Genomic DNA, 23,480 nt, shown 5'->3' with positions numbered 1-23,480 from the left:
CTATATTTAAATATCTTATTGGAGGCAATTATGAATAAACTGAGCAACAACAATAATCCAATTTATAAATTATTTGAAACAATTGGGAGCTTAATATTATTAAATATTTGTTTTATTGTTGGTTGCTTACCTATATTTACTATTGGAACATCAATAACATCTTGCTATTATTCTCTCTTCAAGTTAATAGAAGAAAAAGATCAAGATGTGTTTAAAAATTATCTGCATTCTTTTAAATTAAATTTTAAAATCGGGACTAAAGCAACCATATATTTTTTATGCATCGTTTTGGTAATTTTCGCTTGGTCAATTGTTGAATCTCAGATGCGAAACGGCACAATAAATTTAATCGTTAAATTGTTTATTTACATTTTATTTATTGTCACCTTTTTAATGCAACTATATTTTTTTCCTCTCTTAGCAAGATTTGAAAATTCATTCAAACAATTGTTAACAAATTCCTTACTCATGCCCATTAGGCATTTGCATTTTACGATTATCGTTGCATTAATCCAATTTTTGTGGATCATAATAAGTTATGAATATCCTGTAATTATTGGATATGGGCTTTTTTGGTTACTAATTAACTTTTCTCTGCTTTTTGGAATATCTGCTTATTTTTTCTTAAAAATTTTTAATCAATATATCCCCTCTTAAATTTTTAAGTACACATATCAAAAAAGGTTGGTGACATAATTTTGTCACCAACCTTTTTTGATAGATAAAGAATAGATATAGAATTATCTTTTTGTAATCTTACTGTACCACATACCCCTCAAACAACTCATGCTCATGCGGTCCTTTACCTCTTAAAAACACCTTTCCAAAATTCAATATCTGCCCTCTGAAATCCTGCCATTCTTCCAAACTTAATTGCGTTCGCTCCTCAACATATCGCTTCAAAGACATATAGTCAGCAGCTTCGGCCAGCCCAAAACCAGTAAATAACTTCCGAGCATAATTATCCGCGACAAATACAGCTTGGTCAAAGATATATAGCAACAAAACATCCGCTGTTTCATTCCCAATACCCTTAAATTGTAAGAGACGCTTACGTAAGCCTTCTTCATCTGGATAATCATGCAAAATCGCTAATTCATCAAATTGATAACTTTTCATCCATTGGAACCATTCAAAAATTAAACGTGATTTACTGGAATGGAAACCACTTGAATAAATGAGAGGGACCAATTCTTCCGCTGTTAATTCGCTAATGACAATGGGATCTAACCCAGTGACTTCACCTAATTTTTTAATGGATATTTGTGTATTATGCCAGGTTGTATTTTGAACGAGGAAAGCACCTAGGGCAATTTCCCATTTTGTCTCAGCCTCCCATTTCCCACTTAATCCATAGGTATCGAGTAATAAACGATATACTCCTTCGGGATCAATCACTTGTTTATCCATTATACCACCTCTTTCATGATCGAAACTTAAAACTTGTCAGCAGTATGCCAAAATATAGGTAAAGGAAACCAATCTCTTGGAATGTGATATTTATTTAAATTAGCAAAAGGGGTTAAAATTAAGGCTTGAGCCTCCAGTTTACCCAATCGCGGCGCATCATCGTCAGCGGTTGACTTCACACTCAAGCGCTTATCCTTCATTTCAATTGTCAGCGGCTGACCATCGAAGTAAGCAGAAAATCTCCCTTCGCTTAAACCAACCATTGCATGTTTATAGGATAGATAAGCATGAATAACGGCTCTAAACTGCAGTATATTAATGTTCACGTTTTGCCGAATACTATAATTTTCAGCAACTTGAGCCAATGCATGCATACGACCAATTTCGTAAGCGGCTGTGACGATTTCTACTTCGCCTTTTTCACTTGCTTGATTCATAAAATATTTTAAAAACGACAAAAATTTTTCTTCGTCATCTAAATATAGTTCATTTACAGCAGTCAATTCATCGTTCGCTAAAAAATAGCCTGCCCAATTTCCATCCAAGAAAATATTATAAGCTATCAAGTCAAATGTATGTAAAATTGCAAACAAATCCGCTTCTTTTCTTTCTATATAAATATCTCTTTCTTGAACCGCTTGGGCAATATTCTTTAAATACTTACTATCACTTTCGAGTTTTTTAAAACTAAAATCAAGTTCATCCACATTTTTCAACGCATGCCGTATATTTGAATGATTGATGTTAAATGTATATTCCATCCCAGCTACGGTATAACCAAAGTATTCGTAACGCTGTCTTTGGCCGCTTAAAACACTCATCACATCATGTTCGGCCATTTCATTTAACCAATTTTGCATTAAGTGCTTCATATGATTTTGACCGCGATAATCTGGATGAACCGAAACTGTTCCTACATAGTTCACTGGCAATGATTTATCCTTAATGTGCAACACTTGAGGTAAGACTGCTACTTGGGCAACGATTTGATTCGACTCTGTTACTGCAACTTTTGTTATATCTTCAGCCGGAAACTGACCAGCATAAACTTTTGGGATTAGCTGACCCGCATCCATATTAAAAACGTTATTCGCTAATGCTACTATTTCAAATCGTTCAGTTGTTAATCCATTACGATATATCACCATTATCTCATCCTCTTTTAGTTTATAACGATTCTTGTTATAAATGTTTTTTATTGTTATTAAAAAATGATACCAAATTATATTAAGTATGCAATTTAATCCAAGCAAAACAAAGCTACACATCATTATCGTTTACACAACAAATAGAATTAGCTGTCTCAATATTTTAAACACAAAAATATTAATAATTATTTTCAAAATAGATGATTATCTTATAATTCATAAATAAATTTTATGTTATACTATTACTGCTGTGATTATTATCTTAGGAGGTGTCTAATTGAGATATCAAACCTTATTTCAAAAAATAATTTTTCTTTTATGTTTAAACAGTATCGTTGTCATTGTATTTCTACTTAAATTTAATTATCACCATCCGGTAATCAAGTCATATAGCCTACTTCCTAGCCAACAGATAATGACTCCACTCTCCATTGAAAGTAACAACGTCTCTTATCAAGCTGTTATTAAAGCTAAAGAAGATCCTGATCCATTTTTTTACTCAATTCATCCTAGGAAAGTCAAAAAGCTTATTCATAATTATCTTGCAGCTGTTTCTAAACCTGACTCAGTTGTTCCTTTTCAACGTTTTTTCTCTCGCTTAAAATTACCCACGAAACCTATTATTCACATACTCATCAGTTTTGTTAGTTGCATCCTTTTATTGATTTTTTATTACAAGTTCTTTTTAAGCAAACAAATTGAAGCCCTTTCATTAGTTGTGGATAATGGTTATTATTCATCCGATATGGTATTATTATTTTCCCATCCACAATCTGAGCCGCTACAAGATGAAACAATCTCTTATCAACGTTTTATACTCTCACTCATTGAAGGTAATATTATTTACTCTGAACTCCCTAGTTACATTAAGCAACTACAATTAAATGACTCATTCAATGACCAATCACGCTATATCATTCTCTTATCACAAATCCAACCTACTCTTATTGATTCTCAAGTATCAGAAGCGCATCAATTGATAAGCAATATGATTGAAACTTCTTTCAATTTAAAACCTATTACTGTAAATCATAATCAACAGCTTGTTATTTTGCCTTTTAAAGATAGCCATTCTAATATTGAAATTGAACAAACAGTTATCGAAATTGCTAAATCTATTCAAAAGCACTTTATATCACACTTTAATCAAGATATTTATTTTGGATTAAGTCATGTTTTTCAAGAGTTAACTAACAGTCATCTTGCCTTTGAAGAAGCGCAAATAGCTTTACAAAAGCTTGAGGATTCTAATAAAGCGACCATTCTAACATATAACAATGTTAGCCCTTCCGATTCATTGTCTCTGTCTGTCGCCTATCCTAAACCGATTGAATATCAACTCATTCAGGCATTACATTTTGATACTTTAGAAACAGCAACCCATCACTTAGATGCATTTTTTGAACACTTCCATTCAGATCCTTCACTGATTGGCATGTTAGAGGTTAGTGTTGTTCAATTAGTTAATACTTTACTTATTTTAACATATGAACAGAACGACGACACAGAGTTTGAATTTATCTTTAAAAATCGGGAAAATATTTTGAAAAACCTCATTCGTTTTCCGAAATATTTTTATATCAAAACCTTTCTTGTTCAACATTTCTTATTGCCTATTTATGAAGGTAATCAGAATACTACCAAAAAAGAATCCAAGCAGATTTCAAAAGCGATGATTGAACTGATTCAAAATCATTATAATCTAGATATAACCTTGGAATGGGTTGCTCAAAAATTAAATTATAGCCCAAATTATTTAAGTAATGTATTCAGTAGCGAAATGGGGATTCCTTTTACTGAATACTTGAATAAAGTACGCATTGATAAATGTCTTTATTTGTTAGAGCATACTAATTTAAAAATTTTTGAAATATCAAATGAAATCGGCTACACACAACCGCAAAATTTTAATCGATTTTTCAAAGGCATTGTGGGTATTTCGCCAGGAATCTATCGTGATTATAATAAAAATAAACTGATTGACAGCACTGATTCAAACCAATAAATAATCTCCTAAACACAACCAGTTATGACTAGCTTCAGTCATAACTGGTTGATACATTTCATCATAAAAAATCCCAGCGACTAAAACAGTCCTGGGATTTTTCTATTATAAACTTACGCGAATCACATTCCACGATAATGGTTTAAGTTGAGCTTTAACACGATGTTTTTCAACTGAAACATCTGTATTTTCATTCGGTTTTACAACTTCTTCATCTCTATTGTTGATCGCTTTGATATTAAAGCCAGCAAGTTCTGTTGCTTCTTTTAATTGACCTAATTCAATATCGGATAGTTCACAATCTAATGCGATACTCTCGTCTTTTGAACGATTGACAGCAAATATAACTAGCTCATTTTCATCTTCATTCAAGACAGCAATCGATTCTAAATAAGGAACATCCGCAAAATCTTTTGAATCATAGGTATCCACTTGAACATTCGGTGTTAAAGCAATGCCTCGTCCATATAAAGACGCATGCATAAATGGATAAAAGATTGTTTGGCGCCATGCCGGACCATCTTTTTCGGTCATAATAGGTGCAATGACGTTAACTAGTTGAGCTAAACAAGCAATTTTCACCCGATCACTATTTTTCATCAATGTGATTAATAAACAACCTACCAACAAAGCATCTTCAAAGTTGTACACATCTTCTAAAATTGGCGGAGCAATTTGCCATGGCTCATTTTTAGAATCTTGTTCATTAGAGTGGTACCATACATTCCATTCATCAAATGACAAATTAATGGTCTTCTTACTTTTCTTTTTGGCTTTTACATAATCACAGACAGCAATTACTGACTTAATAAAATTATCCATATCGATTGATTTGGCTAAATAATTTTCTAAGTCATTTTCTTGATTCCCATAGTAGCGGTGTAATGATAAGTAATCGACATAATCATAAGCTTCTTCCAAGACTTCAGCTTCCCAAGATGCGAAAGTTGGCATTTCAGAACTTGAACTTCCACATAAAACTAACTCAATACTATCATCGACTAATTTCATCGCTTTTCCAGCTTGAGCCGCTAGTTTTCCATAATCAACGGCAGATTTTTGTCCAATTTGCCAAGGTCCATCCATTTCATTTCCTAAACACCAGGTTTTAATCGCAAATGGTTCTTCGTGTCCATTTTGACGTCTTAAATCAGATAATTCAGTTCCCGAAGGAAAATTACAGTATTCAACTAATCTGCGCGCATCATCTACCCCACGTGTTCCTAGGTTTACTGCCATATTTATTTCCGCATTCGCTTCTTGCGACCAATCAAAGAATTCATGTAAACCGACTTCATTGGTCTCAATCGTCTTCCAAGCTAAATCTAAACGTTTTGGTCTTTCTTCTCTTGGTCCAATCCCATCTTCCCAATTGTAACCAGACAAGAAGTTACCACCTGGATAGCGAATCAAGGGGATATTTAATTCTTGAATCAATTCTTTTACATCATTACGAAAACCTTTTTCATCTGCTGTAGGATGGTCTGGTTCATAAATACCTTCATAAACAGCTCGTCCCATATGCTCAATAAATGATCCATATAATCGATCATCGATTTTTGAAATCTGAAAATTTTTAGAAATTTGCATACTTGCCTTCATTTATATATCTTACCTCTCGTCATAAAATTATTTATTTGCTTCAATTAAAAAATAACTCATCGATGGCATCTTGGTGATATTGATTCAATAAGTCGGTTAATTCTTGCGCCACGTCCGCTGGATTAACGATGCCGTCGTAAGCAGCTTGTGAGATGCTTCCATATTCGCCATTGTGGTAAACTTCGTCCAACCAGCTTGCAAAACCAGGGATAACTACGCCTGAAACATATAGCCATCTTGTTGTATCTCGACTATTTCCACCGTAATATTAGGATACTTTTCCATAAAGCGTTCTGCTTGTAATTCTTTTACTCCAATATATTCCCAACCAGCAAATGTCAAAGTAATTTCATCCGTTGTCATTTCAGCTAGTCCATCTTCAGCTTGAACTTGACTTAAAGGTAACATACCATTAACTAGTATCGATGTTAGCAACATACTAGTTATTGTTTTCAATAACTTTTTCATCTATTCTCACCTTTTAAAAAGAGGGAAGACACACAATGTCTAACATGCGTCTTCCCAGCAACTTATTAATGGACCTGTTTGAGACTAGTTAAAGAATAATTCATCCAAGGCTTCTTGATGGTGTTCGTTTAGTAAGTCGGTTAATTCTTGCGCTACGTCAGCAGGGTTGACTTCCCCATTGTAAGCTGCATGCTCAATGTTTCCATACTCACCATTAAAGTAAATTTCATCAATCCAAGTTGCAAATCCAGGGATAACTGCACCAGACAATGGAATTGGCTCTCTAACACGTTCTAACATATCTGTATAGTATTGTTCTTGAGGCAATTCAGCCGCTACACGATCCCAAAGAGCTTCATCGTTCACCAGTGGTAAACCATTTGGATAAGGGAAGATCATATTCCCATTATCATCCATTAAAACTTCACGAGCATCTAAACGTACTGCCCAACCTTCTGCACCCCAACCCATGAATTTCAATAATTCATAAGCTTCTCTTGGGTATTCAGTTGCTGAAGAAATACCACCAAAGTCTACAAAGGCAGGTTTATGTAATGATTCTGCATTAGCTCCACGAGGTACTGGATATGGTTTGAAGCGGATACCACTATCAATATACTCTTGAGAATTGAATAGGTCTTTTGTCCACCAAGCATCTAATTGCATGGCGATACGTCCTGAACGAGCTGCCCATAACAGACGGTCACCAAAAGCTGCTTCAGCTTCATCCGTGTCAAAGAATGGGGCATGCACACCTGTTCTTACATATTCTGCTTGTTGTTGCATAGAATCTGCCCATTCACCGGTTAAGTCAAAAGTTTCGCCATTCCAGCCAAATTCTCCGTCTGCATCCGTATTAACAATTGGTGCATAAGTCATAATTTGTGAGAAGTCATTGTATCCGTAAATACCTTGCTCAGGAACAGTCATTTTTTGCATTAACTCAATCATTTCGTCATAGGTCCAGTCAGGACTTGGCATTGGTTCATTTAAGCGTTCAAATACGGCTTCATCCAAGAAAACTGTTTGTGGTTGATAAGAAACAGCTGCTGCTAATTTTCTTTCCCCATCTAAATACCCTTTGTCTTTTAATGTTTCTAAAACAAGTTCGTTATCTGGGTCATTTTCCCAGTATTCTGTCATATCGCCAAACCAGCCATTATAGATAGCAACGTCCACATTCCCCATATACCAGAAGGCATCAGGTAGGTCACCGGCTGCAGCCATATTTACTAGTTGATCCATATAGCCATCTTGTTGAATTTCAACGATTTCTACAGTAATATTTGGATATTTTTCCATAAAACGTTGTGCTTGTAACTCTTTAACGCCAATATATTCCCAACCAGCAAACGTTAAAGTGATTTCGTCAGTTGTCATTTCAGGTAAGCCTTCTTGAGCTTGAACTTGACTTAAAGGTGCAAGTCCACCTAATAATGAAGAGGCAAGTAAAACACTTGTCATTGTTTTTAATAGTTTTTTCATTAATATTCTCCTTTAAAAATATGATTTGTTATCATTTCTGACATTAAAGCAAAAACTATGCAACGGCCAACTTTTTCAAAAAGTTAATTGTTTGATCACCCTCTTTGAGATATATATTCATTTATTACTCACCAGTAATCCCTGAATTATCAACACTTTCAGTGAAATACTTTTGTAAGAAAAAGTAAGTAATTAATAAAGGTATTAAGGTTAGCATGGTTCCGGCCATGGTAATCCCTTCATTAATATTCATCGTTCCAGTATCACTTGCTGGATACATCCGTTCATAAGTCGATCTAAATGATGCTAGTGACATTTGTAAGGTAATCCAGTTACGACTGTCTGTTGATGCTCCACCTGTTAGGTAAAGATTCACTAAGTAAGTTTCATTCCAATACCAAACAAATGAAAATAGAAAAACGATAATAATCGCTGGAGTTGCCATTGGGACCCCGATTCTAAAGAAATTGGTCCATTCACTCGCGCCATCTACTTCAGCCGCTTCATAAAGTGATTTAGGCGTTTGCTTAAAGAATTGATAGTAAATTAAAACGAAAATCGTACTTTTTATCCCTTGCCCTAAAGCAGCTGGAATAATAAAGGCATTTAATGATCCTAATAGACCTAAGTCACTATATAAAACATAAGTTGGCATCATCAATACTTGAGGCGGCACAATAAAACTAAATATCATTAAGAAAAACAAGGTTCGTTTAAAAGGAAAATCAAAACGAGCAAAGGCATAACCAGTCAAGGCTGTTACAACCACTTGGAACAAAGTAGGAAATAGTGATATCACAATACTTCCTAAGAGAGACTCCTTAAAATTCAAAGCAGAAATTGCTTGACGGTAATTATCAAAAAATAATTCTGAAGGTATCCAACGAATTGATGTATCTAATAAGTCGGTTAAGGACTTAAAGCTGGTTGTCACCATAAATAAAAGTGGATATAAGTAGACAAAGCCAATCGTTAGTAATAATAGATATATCCCTGCCTGGATTAACCAGCCGCTGCGATCATTCGTACCGAATAATCGCTTGCGGACCGGCACCCAGTACTTGGTCTTGTATTGTTCCCACTTACTTGAATAGGAAGGATCATTTTGTTGAAGTTGTTGTTTGTTGGTCAACTGGCTTTGTTGCATAATGTATTCCTCCTTCGTAAGTTGGTGTTTTTCTACGTTTGACGATTTGAATTTGATTATTTTTCTTACTAGTATCTCTAAATAAGAAGAAGATGACGCCTACTAAGCCTAAAACAATAATCGCATACATCCACGCCATAGCTGATGCAAAGCCGTAACCTCGAGTTGCAGCAAACATATTATTGTAGATTAAATTAATAACACTATTTTGATCACTATTAGATAAGGTAATCAGTGTATACAAAGCATTTAAGAGAATCATCGGCTTTAAGACAGGCAAGGTGATTTTCCAAAAACATTCCCAAGCAGATCCCCCATCAATTTTTGCTGCCTCATAAAGGCTTTTATCGATTTTTTGTAACGCTGCCAGGAAAATTAAGATTTGTACCCCAGAATTCCACAAAATAAGAATCATCTCTGCAAATAAGGTCGCAATAGGTGTTGCTAACCACATCGGCAAGAAACTTAGCAATATTTGGTTAATCGTAGACATATCTAACATCGGAATTTGTGCGGCACCTTGTGACATTAACTGATTCATTACTGGACCTGAAACGATTATTACAGGTAGGAAAAAGATAGATCGAAAGAATCCTTTTAATTTGATTTTCGAATTTAACAACATCGCAATCAATAAGGAAAACACGACAATGACAGGAACTCTTAGCGAAACACTAATAAAGTAGCCTAGGAGTTCTTGTACAAAGAACATATCTTTTAAGAAAATATCACGGTAATTATCTAAGCCATCAAAACGATATACCCGTCCTGTTGGTCGCAGACGAATCGTATTTAAACTGAAATAAAATGACTGACCTAATGGCCATAATACAAAAATGAAGAATCCAATCAGCCATGGTAAAAGGAACAGTATACCTGTTATGGCTTTACGACGATTAATTTTATTTGTCTTGATACGTTTCTTCATTAATTCACCACCTCATAAGATTGACCGGCTAACTGAACACCGTCAATTTCTGTATCAAAGTCATTGAAGTTCACATATACTTTGCTGCCGTTATCATAAGTAACGATTGAAACACCCTCTGTCGATTGGTAATCTAAGATAAAGCCTTCACCAATAGCTTCTTTGACTGCTTCTAATTCCTTATATGTTTCAACAATTTCATCATAATACAGTTCATATTGTGATGAATAAACCCATGACATATTGGTTTGATGCAACTCACTAGAGTTTTCATAAGTTAACAAATATGACGGATTAACAGCGGTTTCAACTAGTCTTAGGAAAAAGTCACGCGAATTGGGTTCAAAGTTTGAATAAGTTGCATACAATGGTAGCTGACCATTTAACGCTAAAGAGATAAATGGTACTTGTTCATCTTCAAATATATAAGAGGATGAATTTAAAGGAATATTGTACATGGCATCCGCATATTGCCAATAAGGCATAAACGGTTCATCTAGAATAAGCCCCTTATTTTCACTAATCTTGGCTATCATGTCTTCAAAAACCGTTGATGTATGCACGCGGTCATACTCAACACTATCTTTTAAGTATGAAAACAAATGATTCGAAATACCTGTTAAGGCAATGTTATTGACTTGATCGTACGAGTCCATTCGACTGGATAAGCGATTAACGGCTTCTTCTGGTTCGAGGAAGTTAAAACTTTCAAAAACCTTCCCAAAAACAGCCTCATTATAGACACGTCGGTTAAATTTCTTCATCACATTTGATCCAACTTCGAGCGAAAGATGTGGATTAAAGCGTAAGCCATCATCGGCTAAATAAATTGGGATATGGTCTTGATATTTATTTAATAAGCTCTCTAACCCTTCATTTCCTCCAAGTCCACTATCAACAGAATAACTACTGTTCCCAAGTGCCCCTGAGTAACCATTGGTTTCCCAGCCTTGGTAAACGACGGTCATTTGATCTAAACCTGCGGAAGAAAAGGCATCGATTATTTCATCTGCTTGTTCAAAGGTTGTCATTGATACAGCTGAATTATTAATCAGACCTGTTTCTAACTCTGTCCCGATTAAATCTAAGCGAATCCTAAAATTATCTGGTTTCTGAGTTTCTGAATCCACAAAAGTTTTCGAATCAGTTAAATAATTTCGAAACTGTTTAACAAGCCCCATTAAATTAGCATCGTCTTCTGACACAAAATAATAATTTAACTTCATATCAATATCATTTTGTTTCCGTTGCCTAATCGTGATAGTACCACTCGTACGACTGGTCGACTGATTGTAAAATTGGCGTAAAACAAACTTACTTGTAATCCAGTTATAGGGTAGGATGGCACCATTTGGATAAGCCTCAATCCAAGAATGATAATCTCCTTTTTCAACGGTTGCCAAGAAACCAAAAGCTTTATCTTCATGTAGTAAACCAAAATATGGCGCTAGTATTTGATGCGGGGTATTGGTCGTTACCATATTAAACAAACGCGAAAGGACATAGGACTCATCAATCCCCACATTTTGCCCATAAATCATTTCAGAATAAGGTTGTTTAAACTGGCCTTGATTATCTTCCAAATGAATTAAGGCCCCAGAACCATCCGGTATCAACATAAAGCCGTTTTCTTCATCTAACTTAGAGTAACCTAGATAGGGGTAAATAAAGACATTCCCCATTTTGTAGGTGTCAGAGTTTTCATAAATACTCTCATTGGGTATTTCAACACTTAATTTATTTTCATCAAGCGAAACAATTAATGTATAACCAAATTCAAAATCAGGATAATCAACATCTGCTTCAAAACCTGTGTCTGTTATCCGAATATCTTTCGTCGGTTCACCTGTGTACATATCGGCCTGCGAATAGACAATATTCGTATTAATCAAATACTCAATGACAACGGCTGATTGCACAAAATTTTGCCATTTTTCATTACTTTGAACAGGTTTTTCTACCGTTGAATACATAACGGCTCCACTCTTTTTATCCCGGACAATAATAGATAAATTTTCTTCTTTTAAATAAAGCGCTAAGAGATCATTTTCAGCGACTTTTTGATGACCGTCAATGTCATCCGCATCGTCTTCGACGACACTTGGTCGATTTTCTTTCTGCTCATTTTCACTTGTAAAATCCTCTACCGGCTCCGTTTCGACTGGAGGCGTTGGCACTTCTTCCCCATCAAGCACCGCTAAATCGTCCGTACCTTCAGGAACTTCCTCAGTTTCAGCTAATTCTTCTTCAGTGACTGGCAACTCAGTGGTTTCAGCTGGTAAAATTGGCGGTGGCGTTGAACTAAAACGTGTATCGATAAAAAGATACAGTGTTAAACCAACGACAAAGACAATAAATATCACCAAACGTAAATTGTTTTTTATGAAATTACGAAAATCCAAAACGTCTCACCACCTCTGAATATAATGATTCAATGAAATTCCACAATTGATTAAATAATACATAAAGGACAAAGATAACAATCGCTGCTATAAAAATAGCAAAGACGGTTAAGAAGAAGGTTCGTATGATTTCGCGCATATTGTAGCCATTTAATTCAATTAAAGAAGCTACAATTAAAACGACTACCCAGGTAATCATAATTACCGTACCGAACTGTAAAATAAATTGTTCATTTAGTGTGATTAGATTACTTAAAATCAATAAAACCCACTGGATGGTGATGTATGGACCTAAACTATAGACAAAAGCATGAACAGTCTGCCTAAAAGTTGCCTCACCTTCCGTAATGGTTGTAATCAAATAGGTAAAAACGATAACAAAGAAACTAACAACAACAAAGATCAAAATATCTTGAACTAAGGTATATTGACCATCTTGAACCGTTGTGAAAATAAAACCTGTGTAGTATTTATTAACGACAAAAGTTAGAATCGCAAACAAGTAAATAATTAAGGTTGATAAATTACTTGTCTTTCGTTCATATTGAATACCATATGCCCCGTCGATCGGATGTTTTGAAAAGTAACCAACAAAACTCAATTCTCTGACCAGCTTTAAGTCTTTAAAACGACGATAGCCTTTTCCAACTGGCGTATCTTTTAAGTACTTATCATACAACCAACGATATAAACGATACAAAACGTAAATTAGTATCAGAACAAAGATCATCAAAATGATATTTTCACGTAACCAGACATTACGCACTTCCCAATATGAATCGGAATAGCCAAAGGTATTTTTTGCATTTCTAAAAGATGTCATGGCATTTTCAAAATCTTCATCACGGAAATAAGCCTCTCCTAAACCTAAGTAGGCAAAATCGAATTGGGCATTCATTTTAATTATTTCATCCCAATATTCCTTACTCTCTGAATAGCGACCATTTTGATATAAATCTAAGGCATGGTGTAGGGTATTAGTAAATTCTGTCGGTTTAAACACATCAATTTTGTTGTTGAGTTGGTCTAAAGTATAAATATTCCCTTCATCATCGACATCAATCCCAACCCCCCGACTGATTAAACCAGCTCTTTGATAACCTACATCGGGTCCTGCAAAGAGAAAGAGGAATTCACCTTCTGAAGTAAATTCATAAATATAACCATTCTCTGCTAAAACATAAATATTTTCGTAATTTCCAACTGCAACACTGCTTGGGTAAGGAATATAATTCGAATCGAGTAAATTCAATCCACCCATATTTAATTTTTTCAATACATCATTGATGCTTTCATTAGCAGTTACAGTATAGATTAAACCTCGATCATCAATCGTTAAGTTTGTCGCAGTATTTGGTGCAGAATCTAACATACGATCCAATTGTTCATCGGTAAAAATTAATTTCCTAAAACGGGTCAACAATGATTCAATGGTTGAGTTTGGAGCAAAGTAGCCTAAAAACTCACCTTCTGTTTGAGCATTTAGCATGATAATCCCATTGTTATTCCCCCGGGAAATCGCATACACATTTTCGCGGTCATCAACGGCAAGCTTCAAGGGATAAAAAGGTGTATTCATCCCGTACGAAGGCGCTTCAGGTTTTTCGAAAACATGTTCTTCATTACCATTAGCATCAAAAACAAAAATCTTTTGTGCAGTGTCATCTGCAACGAATAACTTTCCTTCACCTGTCACAAACAAGCCAGTTGGTGTGGCGAATTGATCATGGGTAATTTCAGAGACAAACTCCCCTTCAAAATCCATGATGACAATCCGTCGATTATTTGTATCCGCAATATATAGCGTCTCATTTGGACCAATTTTTAAATCAGATGGATTTCGAAAGCTTAGCGATTCAGTAATAGTAAATGATTCAACCGGTTCATAGCCCGTTTGCGTCTCAACATACTGATCGTAACCATTTTGTGTATATGTTCGATAAGCAGTCTCAGCACCAACTAAAACTGGCATCACGAGATCCAACAAAGGAAAAAACAACATAACTACTAGACTGATACTTAAGAGAAATTGATTTCTAATATTCTTCATTCACTCACCTACTTGATTCCAGAATGACTCATCGTATTCATTACATTACTTTGAAGAATAATGAATAAGACTAAGTTTGGAATAAACATAATTAAGGAAGAAGCAGCTGCTATACCTTGCCCAACAACCACATTGGTTTGAGCAGCAAAGGTATTTAAGTAAAAGGCTAATGTCCTCAATGAATCACTCGTAATAAATAACTGCGATGTTTCTAAGTTGTTCCAAACGGCTTGAAAGACGAGTAATGCAGCTGTTGCAATAGCTGGTCTTATCAGTGGTAAAATAACTTTCCGGTAAACCACCCAGTCCGTTGCCCCATCAATTAAAGCCGCTTCAATTAATTCATCTGGCACTTGATCAATAAACTGTTTAATCAAGAATAAACCAATCGGCATAGCTAAAATAGGTAAAATATGCGCTAAGTAAGAGTTTTCAATTCCAAGTAAGTTAATAATAATGTAGCGCGGAATTGTCACTGCAGTAGGCACAAACATTAATGCAGCGTTATTTATTTCAAGACCTAAATGTTTACCACGGAATTGGCGTTTGGATAAGGCAAAAGCCGCCATCGATGAAATCAAGATTGAAACCAACACAACAATCACAGTTACAACTAAACTATTGAATAAATATCGACTAATTGGAATGTTCGATATTTGTGATACTTTCAACAAATTTCTAAAGTTTTCTAAACTAGGATTTTTTACAATAAAGGTTGGCGGGAAAGCAAATAACTCGCCAATCGGTTTAAAGGCATGATTAAAGATAAATATCAGTGGCAAAATCATAAAAGCAACAAAAGGAGCTAGTATGATATAAAATTTGATTTGACTACGATCAAATTTTTTCGGATTTATTCCAACTTTTCTGTATGCCATATTAGACTCCTTTCTTATTCTGAAAATAGACGTTTTGCGACCATACTAAACAAATAAATCATGATTAAAAGAATAACCGATACGGCTGCAGCATATCCCATTTCATATCTTTGGAAACCATAGTCATCGATGTGGTTAACAATTAACTGACCGGCATAAGATCCGGTAACCGGATTAGATCCAGTTAACTGAACCCCTATGAGTCCGTTTGAAAAAGCACCTACAATTGACATAACGGCACCAAATAACATTTGAGGTTTCATAGATGGAATGGTGATATAAATCAATTCCTGAAAACGATTACTTACCCCATCAATAGCAGCAGCTTCATAGAGCTCACGGTCGCCATTCAAAACACCAGCCATCATCGCCAGAAAGCCAACCCCCATGCTTCCCCAAAGTGCGACAACAATCATAATTGGTAAGATAAACCGTGAATCAGTGGTCCAAATAATCGGTTCATTAATCATACCCAATTGCATCAATATCCCGTTTAAATAACCTGCCTCATTCCCACTAAAGATAATACGCCAAACGACTGTCATAGCAACTCCAGCTGTCATGGATGGCGAGTAGAAAATCAAGGCCAAAATGGTTCTTGGTACCCGGGTCAATTGTGCAAGTATCCAGGCTAATAGAAAACCAAGGATATAGCCACCCGGACCAACGATCAGTGAGAAAATAATGGTATTGGGTAGAACATATTGCATAAAAATATCATCTTGTGTTAGTAAGTTAATATAGTTCAAAAAACCAACAAAAGTAGGAAACTCAATGGAGTTAAAATTTGTAAATGATAAAGTGATAGCTAAAATAATGGGAACAATGATGAAAACTGAGAATAAGATTGCGTAAGGTAAAACAAAGGCATACGCTGATCGTTCTCTTCGTTTTTCAAGCGATACAGACCGTTCCATTAATCATTCCCCTCCTTAAATGCAGCTGCTGGATCAATTTCTGGTAAAGGATATGGTTGTGACCATTGTCCTTCTGTAATGTAGCCGAATTCTTCTAATTTTCTTAATATTTCACGATTAATCCGCTTAATGGATAAGTCAGCAGAACGTCTTAAATTATCTCCATCAACAACCACTGATGTATATAAACGACTAACTTCACGTTCAATCATATAGCCACCTAAAACACGTGGCACTTCTGCAATCCATTCAGATTGTTCTAAAATAACTTGTTTATGTTTAGTAGACCAAGGTAGTTCTTCAAATGCAGCTAGGTTAGCGGTATTCCACATATATTCTTGGCCAAAGGTCGTCTGTAATGAATTACCAAACTGTAATTGAACATCAGCTGAATGCCACCATTTTAGAAACTCCCAAGCCTCGTCTTTCATCTGGCTACCTGAGAACATGATTGAGCTTTCTGCTCCCCCAGACGTCCAGCGTTCAACAACACCCTCTTCATTTTCAACTCCAGGAGTTAAAGCAATATCCCATAAGTTAGCAATTTCAGGTGCCGCATTCAGTAACAAGTTGTAGTTACCATAGTCTGAAATACCAATTGGAATGGTACCATCACGAAACTGTTGGTAAAAACTAGGTACATCAACTGGCATACTGTAAATCGTGAATAAATCCGTCAAATTTCGAACACCTGTCAGTGTTTCTTCTGTACTTAAACCAGTCCTTAAAATATCTTCTGTAAAGAAATTTCCACCACTTTGATAGACTAATGGCATTGTCCAAGGGAATATTTTAAACGCTGTTCCGAGTGTTGCGGTTGGATAAAACATGTTCATTCCTCTTTGGTTTAAGGCAGGTAACATATTAACTACATCTTCCATTGTTTCAGGAATTGGCAAGCCCAATGACTCTAAAACATCAGTTCGATAAAAGAGAACATAGAAGTTCATAGTCTCAGGTAATGCATAACTTTCTTCACCAATTGAAGCTGGAATTAACAAGTTCGGTGCATAATCACTAACGACTTCATCATAGTCTTCAAAACTTGATAGCTCTTCCAATGCTCCCCTAATAGCCAAATCAAAAGGTACAGCATAGCCGACTCCTAGGGCTACATCTGGTTCATTTCCTGCACTATTAGCTAAGATTAGTTTATTTTGATCCGGCATAATCGATAAATCTACGGTAATACCTGTTTGCGGTGTGAAACTTTGGTCAATCATTTGCTGCATAATCTCAATGTATTGTCTTGGTCGATTCACCCAAACTTGTAAGTAATCTGAGTTTATTTTCACCTCATAATCTTGTTCACCAAATGTTTGTAAAAACCGTGAAACTGAATTACTTGCCCGTTGCAAGAAATTAAGTGTTTCAATTTTTGGTGCCTGTGCTTGATGTAAAATTAATTGGTCAATCGAGATACCATTATTTCTTGAAGTTTGGATTAAAGTTGCTAATTGAGCTGTAACGGAAGAGCCACCTTTAGCTAACTCATTCCAACGGTTAGGAATTTTTCGAGGTTCGTTACCCAAATTTTCTAATTGCTTACGGGCAATATCCAGTTGTTGGAACGCTCCTGGTACCTCTTCAATCCCTGCCAACGATTTAATTGTTTCAATCATTCCTTCTAATTCAGCCGCCCAATTTAAAATTCTATCTGGAATGCCTGGAATATAATTTTCTAAATCGATGTCTCGCCTTAAATCAATATTAGCTCCTAATAGATTTTCAATGTCTAATGATAAAGCTTGAATTTCTAATACCATTTCTTCTAAGCGTTGCATAATTTCTTGAATCGGACTCAAAGTAATGGTTAAGGTAATTTCTTGAGTTCCTGCTTCTAAATACAGAGGAATTGCTTCTTTGCTTTGTGAATTTTGCATAGTATAGACACTATAAGATGAACTATAAGGAATTTGCTGATCCAAAAAGCTTTGCGATGGATACTCTCCATTCGTTGTCACATTAACATAGACAGGAAAATCAGGTTTTGCATCTTGTTGGTAATGTAAACTTAAATAATAATAACCTTCTTCTGCCACATCAACTGCATAAGTGACTGAATCTCCTGCTTGTTTAAACGAAGCACCATCTAAATAATTTAACACTCTTGATGTTGCATTATACGGAATCAATACGTCATTAAATGCTGCAGCGGGTCTAATCGATGAATCACTTTGATAAACGGGATTCTCACCTTGTACAACAAGATTTACATTTCCTTCAGGAACCGCATCACTATCTGCTGCTAAATTCAATGAAGGAATTTGTGACTCATTCATCAAATGTATGCGTTTGAATTTTATCGTACCTTCAGTACTTCTAAAAGAAATATCATTGTCCCCTTCTTTTAAATGCAACATAAATGGATGATTATAGTAACCATTACGTGCAGTTAAATAACCCAATTGATCTTCAGCTACTTTATAAACATCAGGGGCAATTTCATTTCCATAACGGTCTTTAATAATCTCGCCATCACGCTTCCACAAACCATTAAAGGCTAAGTTTTGCATTTCTTGATACTGAGAACTCCCATTGACTTCCATCATCAACGTTGTTGGTAAAATACTATCTTTATCGTCTAAATATTCAATCACAAAATAATATAAACCTTCTTGGGGTGCTTCTATCTCAAATTCAGCTTCTCCTAGGTTTTCTATAACGAGATAATCATCTTGGATGATTCCCTCAGAAACACCTTCTAAATCAGATAACTCTATCGTTACATTTTCGCCATCGTATACTCCCACATTTGCTTGTGCCATCTCGTCGAGGAAAGCATTATAAAGTGGTAATGAATTGGAGCTTGTCTGTGCGGCCACAGTAGACGGGCTAATGCTATTTGATGCTACTAAGATGAATACAATCATCACTATTTTAATTGCATTAAATATTTTCATCTTCTATCTCCATTCTTTGATTAATTCTGTTTCCTCTCGTTAGAGAATTCATAGAATAAATCCAAGCACCTTCATAAAAATAAAGCTATATTCTTTGATTATTTGAACAAAGGTGCTCGTAAATAACTAATTATCTAGTTTTTCTTTCATTTATTTTTCTAATTGCATCAACAGGTAATTTAAAATCACGATTGCCAAAGAGTAAACCATTAACTTCTTGCTCAACATCCGTTAATTGGGTGTAGCAGTAGCCATTGAAATAAGGAATTTGCTGAACCGCTGCATGGATTGCATCAAACCTTTCCATAAAGCTCTTCTCATCCGACATCTGTTCACCATAACCCCAACCACTTCCATCTTCAAAGGCAATCCCACCAAATTCAGAAAGAATAATCGGTTGACCTTGGTAATGGTGACCTCTAGCAAAGGCATACCAGTCTTTATTAAATTGAACTTGATCATTGACAATCGCATCTTTATCTTTGTAGCGGTTAAATAATTCTTCACCTACAGCTTCATAGTCATGTAAGGTAATCACATCAGAAATGGTATGTTCCCAGCCATCATTTGTTACAACTAAACGACTTGGATCAATTGCTTTTGTTAAATAATAAATACCATTCACGAAAGCTTGTTGTTCCTTATCATCACGGATGTTTTTAATCCCCCACGATTCATTAAATGGAACCCATGTAATAATACTTGGATGATTTTGATATTGACGTACAATTTTAACCCACTCATCGGTGACTGCTTCCATACTTTTATCTGTAAATGTATAATGCGAAGGCATTTCAGTCCAAACAAGCATTCCACTTAAATCACATAAGTATAAAAAGCGTTCATCCTCAATTTTTTGATGTTTACGTAGACCGTTATAGCCTAATTCTTTGATTCTTTGAAGATCAAGTTCAAGAGCTTCAATACTTGGTGGAGTGATACCACTTTCTGGCCAATAGCCTTGATCTAAAATCAATCGTTGATATAAGCCACGCTTGTTAATTAAGATTTGATTTCCATCAGCTTCGATTGTTCGCATTCCAAAGTATGATAATAATGAATCAACAAGCTCGCCAGCTTCATTTGTAATCCTTAGCGATAAATCATATAAATGTGGATGGTATGGATGCCAAACCCTTGTGCCCCAGTTATCATCAATCCCTACTTTGGTATCCAATGTATAGGTTTTCATTTCACCTGTTAAAGGTAAGCTGATTGCATCGACACGTTCATTATCAAACAAAGCTTCCAATGATAAAGTTAAATTCTCCGAATTTAATTTATTTAATAAATGCTGATTTAAATCGAGTGAAACTTTGACTTGGTCATTGAGCAAATCTGTTTCTAGCTTAATTTGATCGACACGTGCTTGCTGAGCTTTTTCAAGCCAAACAGTTTTCCAAATTCCTGTTGTTTGAACATACCAGCATCCAAAATTATCTTTTAGCCAACGCTGTTTACCCCGTGGTTGATTGGTTGATAGGGAGTCTGTTACTTTTACGGTAATAACATTTTCACCCGCTACTGCGTAATCGTGTAAATCAAATGAAAAACGTGTATAACCACCAACATGGTCGCCTAATTTAAATCCGTTTAACCAAACCGAAGTGACATAATCACTACCTTCAAAATTCAAGACGTACTGATTGTCTTCTAAATCCACTTTTTTCTGATACCACACAGCCGGATGTTGTGTTTCATCATGGATACCACTAGCTTTAGTTTCATATGTAAATGGCACAATGATCGTTTGGGGTGATTCAAAATCACTTTCAAACCAACGCTGTAATTCACCTTCATTGTGGTCATCAAATTTAAAATCCCACTCACCGTCTAAATTAATCCAATCGTCACGCATCAATTGAGGTCTAGGGTATAATTTTCTATTATCAGTCATGTTTTCTCCTTCGAATGATATTAATATAATTTCTGTTCAGACATTGTCGGTCCATCCAACTTTAAAACACCATCTTCAAAATACAAGCGATCAATCGACATTTGTCTATTACCAGAAGGTCTTTCAGGATCCGCATGGATATGGTAAACCATATATAAGGTCTCCCCATCCAGTCCTGTTGTAACACTATTATGTCCTGGTCCAGACACACCAATTTCTAAGTTTTTTGATAAAATAGGATTGTTTTCATATTTAGTAAATGGCCCCATTGGGTTATCGGCAACTGCATAACCTACACCATAATCAGGATCTAAAAACATATTCGCTGAATACATTAAGTAATATAGATTGTCATGTTTTAAAACAAAGGGTCCTTCATTCCAAGTTTCTTGACGTAAAGGATGCTCCCAATCTTGATCCGGTGTTAAGACTAAAGTTGGCTCGCCAACTAATTCATCGAGAGTTGGTGACATTTCCTGAACTAAAATTTGACTAACTCTTCTTCCATTGATGACATTATCATGCACATCCTTGACATAATATAAGTAGAACTTACCCTCATCTTTTAAAATATGTCCGTCGATATAGGAACCAGCTTCATTAACTAAATCCGCATTTAAATCAACGAACTGTCCGATTTCAGAATCTGATTTGGCAATACCTATACGCAACGTTCCTTCTTGCGTACGCGCACTAAAGGTCATATAAAAATGACCGTCATGTTCAATGACTTCTGGTGCCCAAAAGTCACCTGTCCCCCAAGGTTCTTCTTGCCGGCGATTGTCATATACAAGTCCTTGTTCTCGCCAATCCACTAAGTTTTCACTATGCCAAGCTTTAAAGCCATATCCAGCTGCTGAAGTAGCATACATATAATAGCCATTATCTGTCTTCATAATAAAAGGATCACCTATATTTTTAATCCTTCCTAAAGGATTTTGATAGGTCAATTCTTCTGCATTCACTTGATTAACGCCTCCAAAAGTTATCATCATTACGATAGTAATTAATATAAAATTCATAAAATTTTTAATGGTACTCACCTCATAGCTAGTAAAGCAATACTAGCTTTTTAGTTAAATGCTGTTGTATACTAATAGTAAATATCTCTGCCCTCCTCTTTGTGAACAATTAATAACGTTATTCTCGATATCAAAATTACCATTGATAGAAAGCGGTGTCAATCCAATTGTGTTATTATTTGCATTTACTACTTATCAGTTAAATCCTGCAATACAATTAAATTTACTCAGTATTTAAATTAACCAAAAAGTTAAATGAGGTGTAATATGGAGCTCGATTTATCATCCCACTCCTTAAAAGTTTATGAAGCATTAGCCAGTCAAACACGTTTAGACATTTTAAATTTTATTGGGGCAGACGAAAAAAGTATTTCAGAAATTTCAGAATTTTTGAACTTAAGCAACGCCATTATTTCTCGCCATGTTCAACAACTTGAAGATGCTGGTTTATTGAATTCAATCCGTGGTAGAAATGAAAATCGTAACAAAAAATTGGTGAGTATGAGAATAGATCAAGCTCGAATCGTCTTTCCTTTCCGCGTTTATCATCCCTATGATTTACACTCTTTAGATATTCGGCTTGGACAATATATTGACTTTATGGTCTTTCCAACTTGCGGCTTAGCCAGCAAAACACATATGATTGGTGACGTTGACGATGAACGTAGCTTTATGCATCCGGAACGTAATGAAGCAGATATTTTATGGTTTAGCGATGGCTATGTGGAATATAAAATTCCCAATCCATTGAAAAACGGTCAAGAACCAAAACTGCTTGATATCAATTTAGAAATTGCATCTGAATTTCCCCTATCTAACAATAAATGGCCAAGTGATATATCCATTTATATTAATAACCACTTAATCGGTGTTCACACGATTCAAGGAAACTATTCAGACACACGTGGACGCTTAAACCCAGAATGGTGGCATGATCAATTCAGCCAATACGGTGAAATGTTACACATCCGTATGAATACATTTGATACAGCCTTTAATGGGGTTTATAGTTCGCCTGTTTCTCTTAACCACCTTAATTTAAACGCAGAGCCCTTTATCTATTTGAAATTTGCTATTGATAAAAATGCAATCAATAAAGGTGGCCTAACTATTTTCGGAGAAAGTTTTGGCAATAATGACCAAAATATCGCACTTAATCTGTACTATGTTGAACAAAATTAAATATTATATCGATAATGAATAGCTAAGCTTACCTTG

General features: G+C 35.4%; 18 protein-coding genes. 3 read left to right on the top strand and 15 right to left on the bottom strand.

Annotated features, from left to right (window positions below; genetic code table 11):
- Window positions 1-30: 30 nt before the first annotated feature.
- On the top strand, window positions 31-657 hold the full coding sequence (locus tag ACTQ54_RS00255; protein ID WP_441753829.1) for a YesL family protein: 627 nt from the start codon (window positions 31-33) through the stop codon (window positions 655-657).
- A 99-nt stretch (window positions 658-756) separates the two neighbouring features.
- Here ACTQ54_RS00255 and ACTQ54_RS00250 read toward each other — a convergent pair whose 3' ends face one another.
- Together ACTQ54_RS00250 and ACTQ54_RS00245 are read right to left on the bottom strand one after the other, a co-directional pair.
- Window positions 757-1,410: an endonuclease III domain-containing protein gene (locus tag ACTQ54_RS00250; protein WP_441753828.1), complete on the bottom strand. Its 654-nt coding sequence runs from the start codon at window positions 1,408-1,410 to the stop codon at window positions 757-759.
- A gap of 26 nt (window positions 1,411-1,436) precedes the next feature.
- Entirely contained in the window at window positions 1,437-2,558 is a 1,122-nt protein-coding gene (locus ACTQ54_RS00245; RefSeq protein ID WP_441753827.1) for a GNAT family N-acetyltransferase, read from the bottom strand.
- 277 nt (window positions 2,559-2,835) lie between these two features.
- Between ACTQ54_RS00245 and ACTQ54_RS00240 the strand changes: the two genes are divergently transcribed.
- On the top strand, window positions 2,836-4,563 hold the full coding sequence (locus ACTQ54_RS00240; protein WP_441753826.1) for a helix-turn-helix domain-containing protein: 1,728 nt from the start codon (window positions 2,836-2,838) through the stop codon (window positions 4,561-4,563).
- Window positions 4,564-4,668: 105 nt separating this feature from the next.
- Here the strand turns inward: ACTQ54_RS00240 and arfA are convergent, their stop codons facing one another.
- The 13 genes from arfA to ACTQ54_RS00175 all read right to left on the bottom strand — a co-directional run bounded on the left by arfA (window position 4,669) and on the right by ACTQ54_RS00175 (window position 22,205).
- The gene (gene arfA, locus ACTQ54_RS00235; RefSeq protein WP_441753825.1) at window positions 4,669-6,165 is read right to left on the bottom strand and encodes an arabinosylfuranosidase ArfA; all 1,497 of its coding nucleotides are present in this window, start codon (window positions 6,163-6,165) and stop codon (window positions 4,669-4,671) included.
- 40 nt (window positions 6,166-6,205) lie between these two features.
- The gene (locus ACTQ54_RS00230) at window positions 6,206-6,355 is read right to left on the bottom strand and encodes a hypothetical protein (protein ID WP_441753824.1); all 150 of its coding nucleotides are present in this window, start codon (window positions 6,353-6,355) and stop codon (window positions 6,206-6,208) included.
- A 23-nt stretch (window positions 6,356-6,378) separates the two neighbouring features.
- The gene (locus tag ACTQ54_RS00225) at window positions 6,379-6,633 is read right to left on the bottom strand and encodes a hypothetical protein (RefSeq protein WP_441753823.1); all 255 of its coding nucleotides are present in this window, start codon (window positions 6,631-6,633) and stop codon (window positions 6,379-6,381) included.
- A gap of 84 nt (window positions 6,634-6,717) precedes the next feature.
- Complete coding sequence (locus ACTQ54_RS00220; RefSeq protein WP_441753822.1) at window positions 6,718-8,118, bottom strand: ABC transporter substrate-binding protein; 1,401 nt, start codon at window positions 8,116-8,118, stop codon at window positions 6,718-6,720.
- 124 nt (window positions 8,119-8,242) lie between these two features.
- Window positions 8,243-9,265 carry a carbohydrate ABC transporter permease gene (locus ACTQ54_RS00215; protein WP_441753821.1) on the bottom strand — a complete coding sequence of 341 codons (1,023 nt, stop codon included), beginning with the start codon at window positions 9,263-9,265 and terminating at the stop codon, window positions 8,243-8,245.
- Window positions 9,219-10,193 (bottom strand): carbohydrate ABC transporter permease, encoded by a 975-nt coding sequence (locus ACTQ54_RS00210; protein ID WP_441753820.1) that lies wholly within the window; start codon window positions 10,191-10,193, stop codon window positions 9,219-9,221. Before ACTQ54_RS00210 ends, ACTQ54_RS00215 begins: the two co-directional genes overlap by 47 nt.
- A complete protein-coding gene (locus tag ACTQ54_RS00205; RefSeq protein WP_441753819.1) occupies window positions 10,193-12,595 on the bottom strand; it encodes a DUF5696 domain-containing protein in 2,403 nt (800 codons plus the stop codon). The genes ACTQ54_RS00210 and ACTQ54_RS00205 overlap by 1 nt, the downstream gene beginning before the upstream one ends.
- Entirely contained in the window at window positions 12,582-14,645 is a 2,064-nt protein-coding gene (locus ACTQ54_RS00200) for a hypothetical protein (RefSeq protein WP_441753818.1), read from the bottom strand. Before ACTQ54_RS00200 ends, ACTQ54_RS00205 begins: the two co-directional genes overlap by 14 nt.
- A gap of 8 nt (window positions 14,646-14,653) precedes the next feature.
- Complete coding sequence (locus tag ACTQ54_RS00195) at window positions 14,654-15,523, bottom strand: carbohydrate ABC transporter permease (RefSeq protein WP_441753817.1); 870 nt, start codon at window positions 15,521-15,523, stop codon at window positions 14,654-14,656.
- 14 nt (window positions 15,524-15,537) lie between these two features.
- The gene (locus ACTQ54_RS00190; RefSeq protein WP_441753816.1) at window positions 15,538-16,440 is read right to left on the bottom strand and encodes a carbohydrate ABC transporter permease; all 903 of its coding nucleotides are present in this window, start codon (window positions 16,438-16,440) and stop codon (window positions 15,538-15,540) included.
- Window positions 16,440-19,343, bottom strand: coding sequence for an extracellular solute-binding protein (locus tag ACTQ54_RS00185; protein WP_441753815.1), 2,904 nt, complete (start codon window positions 19,341-19,343; stop codon window positions 16,440-16,442). The genes ACTQ54_RS00190 and ACTQ54_RS00185 overlap by 1 nt, the downstream gene beginning before the upstream one ends.
- 130 nt (window positions 19,344-19,473) lie before the next feature.
- Window positions 19,474-21,240, bottom strand: a complete 1,767-nt coding sequence (locus ACTQ54_RS00180; protein WP_441753814.1) for a glycoside hydrolase family 2 protein — start codon at window positions 21,238-21,240, stop codon at window positions 19,474-19,476.
- Window positions 21,241-21,260: 20 nt separating this feature from the next.
- On the bottom strand, window positions 21,261-22,205 hold the full coding sequence (locus ACTQ54_RS00175; protein WP_441753813.1) for a glycoside hydrolase family 43 protein: 945 nt from the start codon (window positions 22,203-22,205) through the stop codon (window positions 21,261-21,263).
- A 324-nt stretch (window positions 22,206-22,529) separates the two neighbouring features.
- Here ACTQ54_RS00175 and ACTQ54_RS00170 point away from each other — a divergent pair, with 324 nt between their 5' ends.
- On the top strand, window positions 22,530-23,444 hold the full coding sequence (locus tag ACTQ54_RS00170) for an ArsR/SmtB family transcription factor (RefSeq protein ID WP_441753812.1): 915 nt from the start codon (window positions 22,530-22,532) through the stop codon (window positions 23,442-23,444).
- Window positions 23,445-23,480: the final 36 nt, after the last annotated feature.

It is taken from the genome of Fundicoccus sp. Sow4_H7 (assembly GCF_052115865.1).
Classification (GTDB): domain Bacteria; phylum Bacillota; class Bacilli; order Lactobacillales; family Aerococcaceae; genus Fundicoccus_A.
This window is presented reverse-complemented; position numbering and strand designations above follow the sequence as displayed.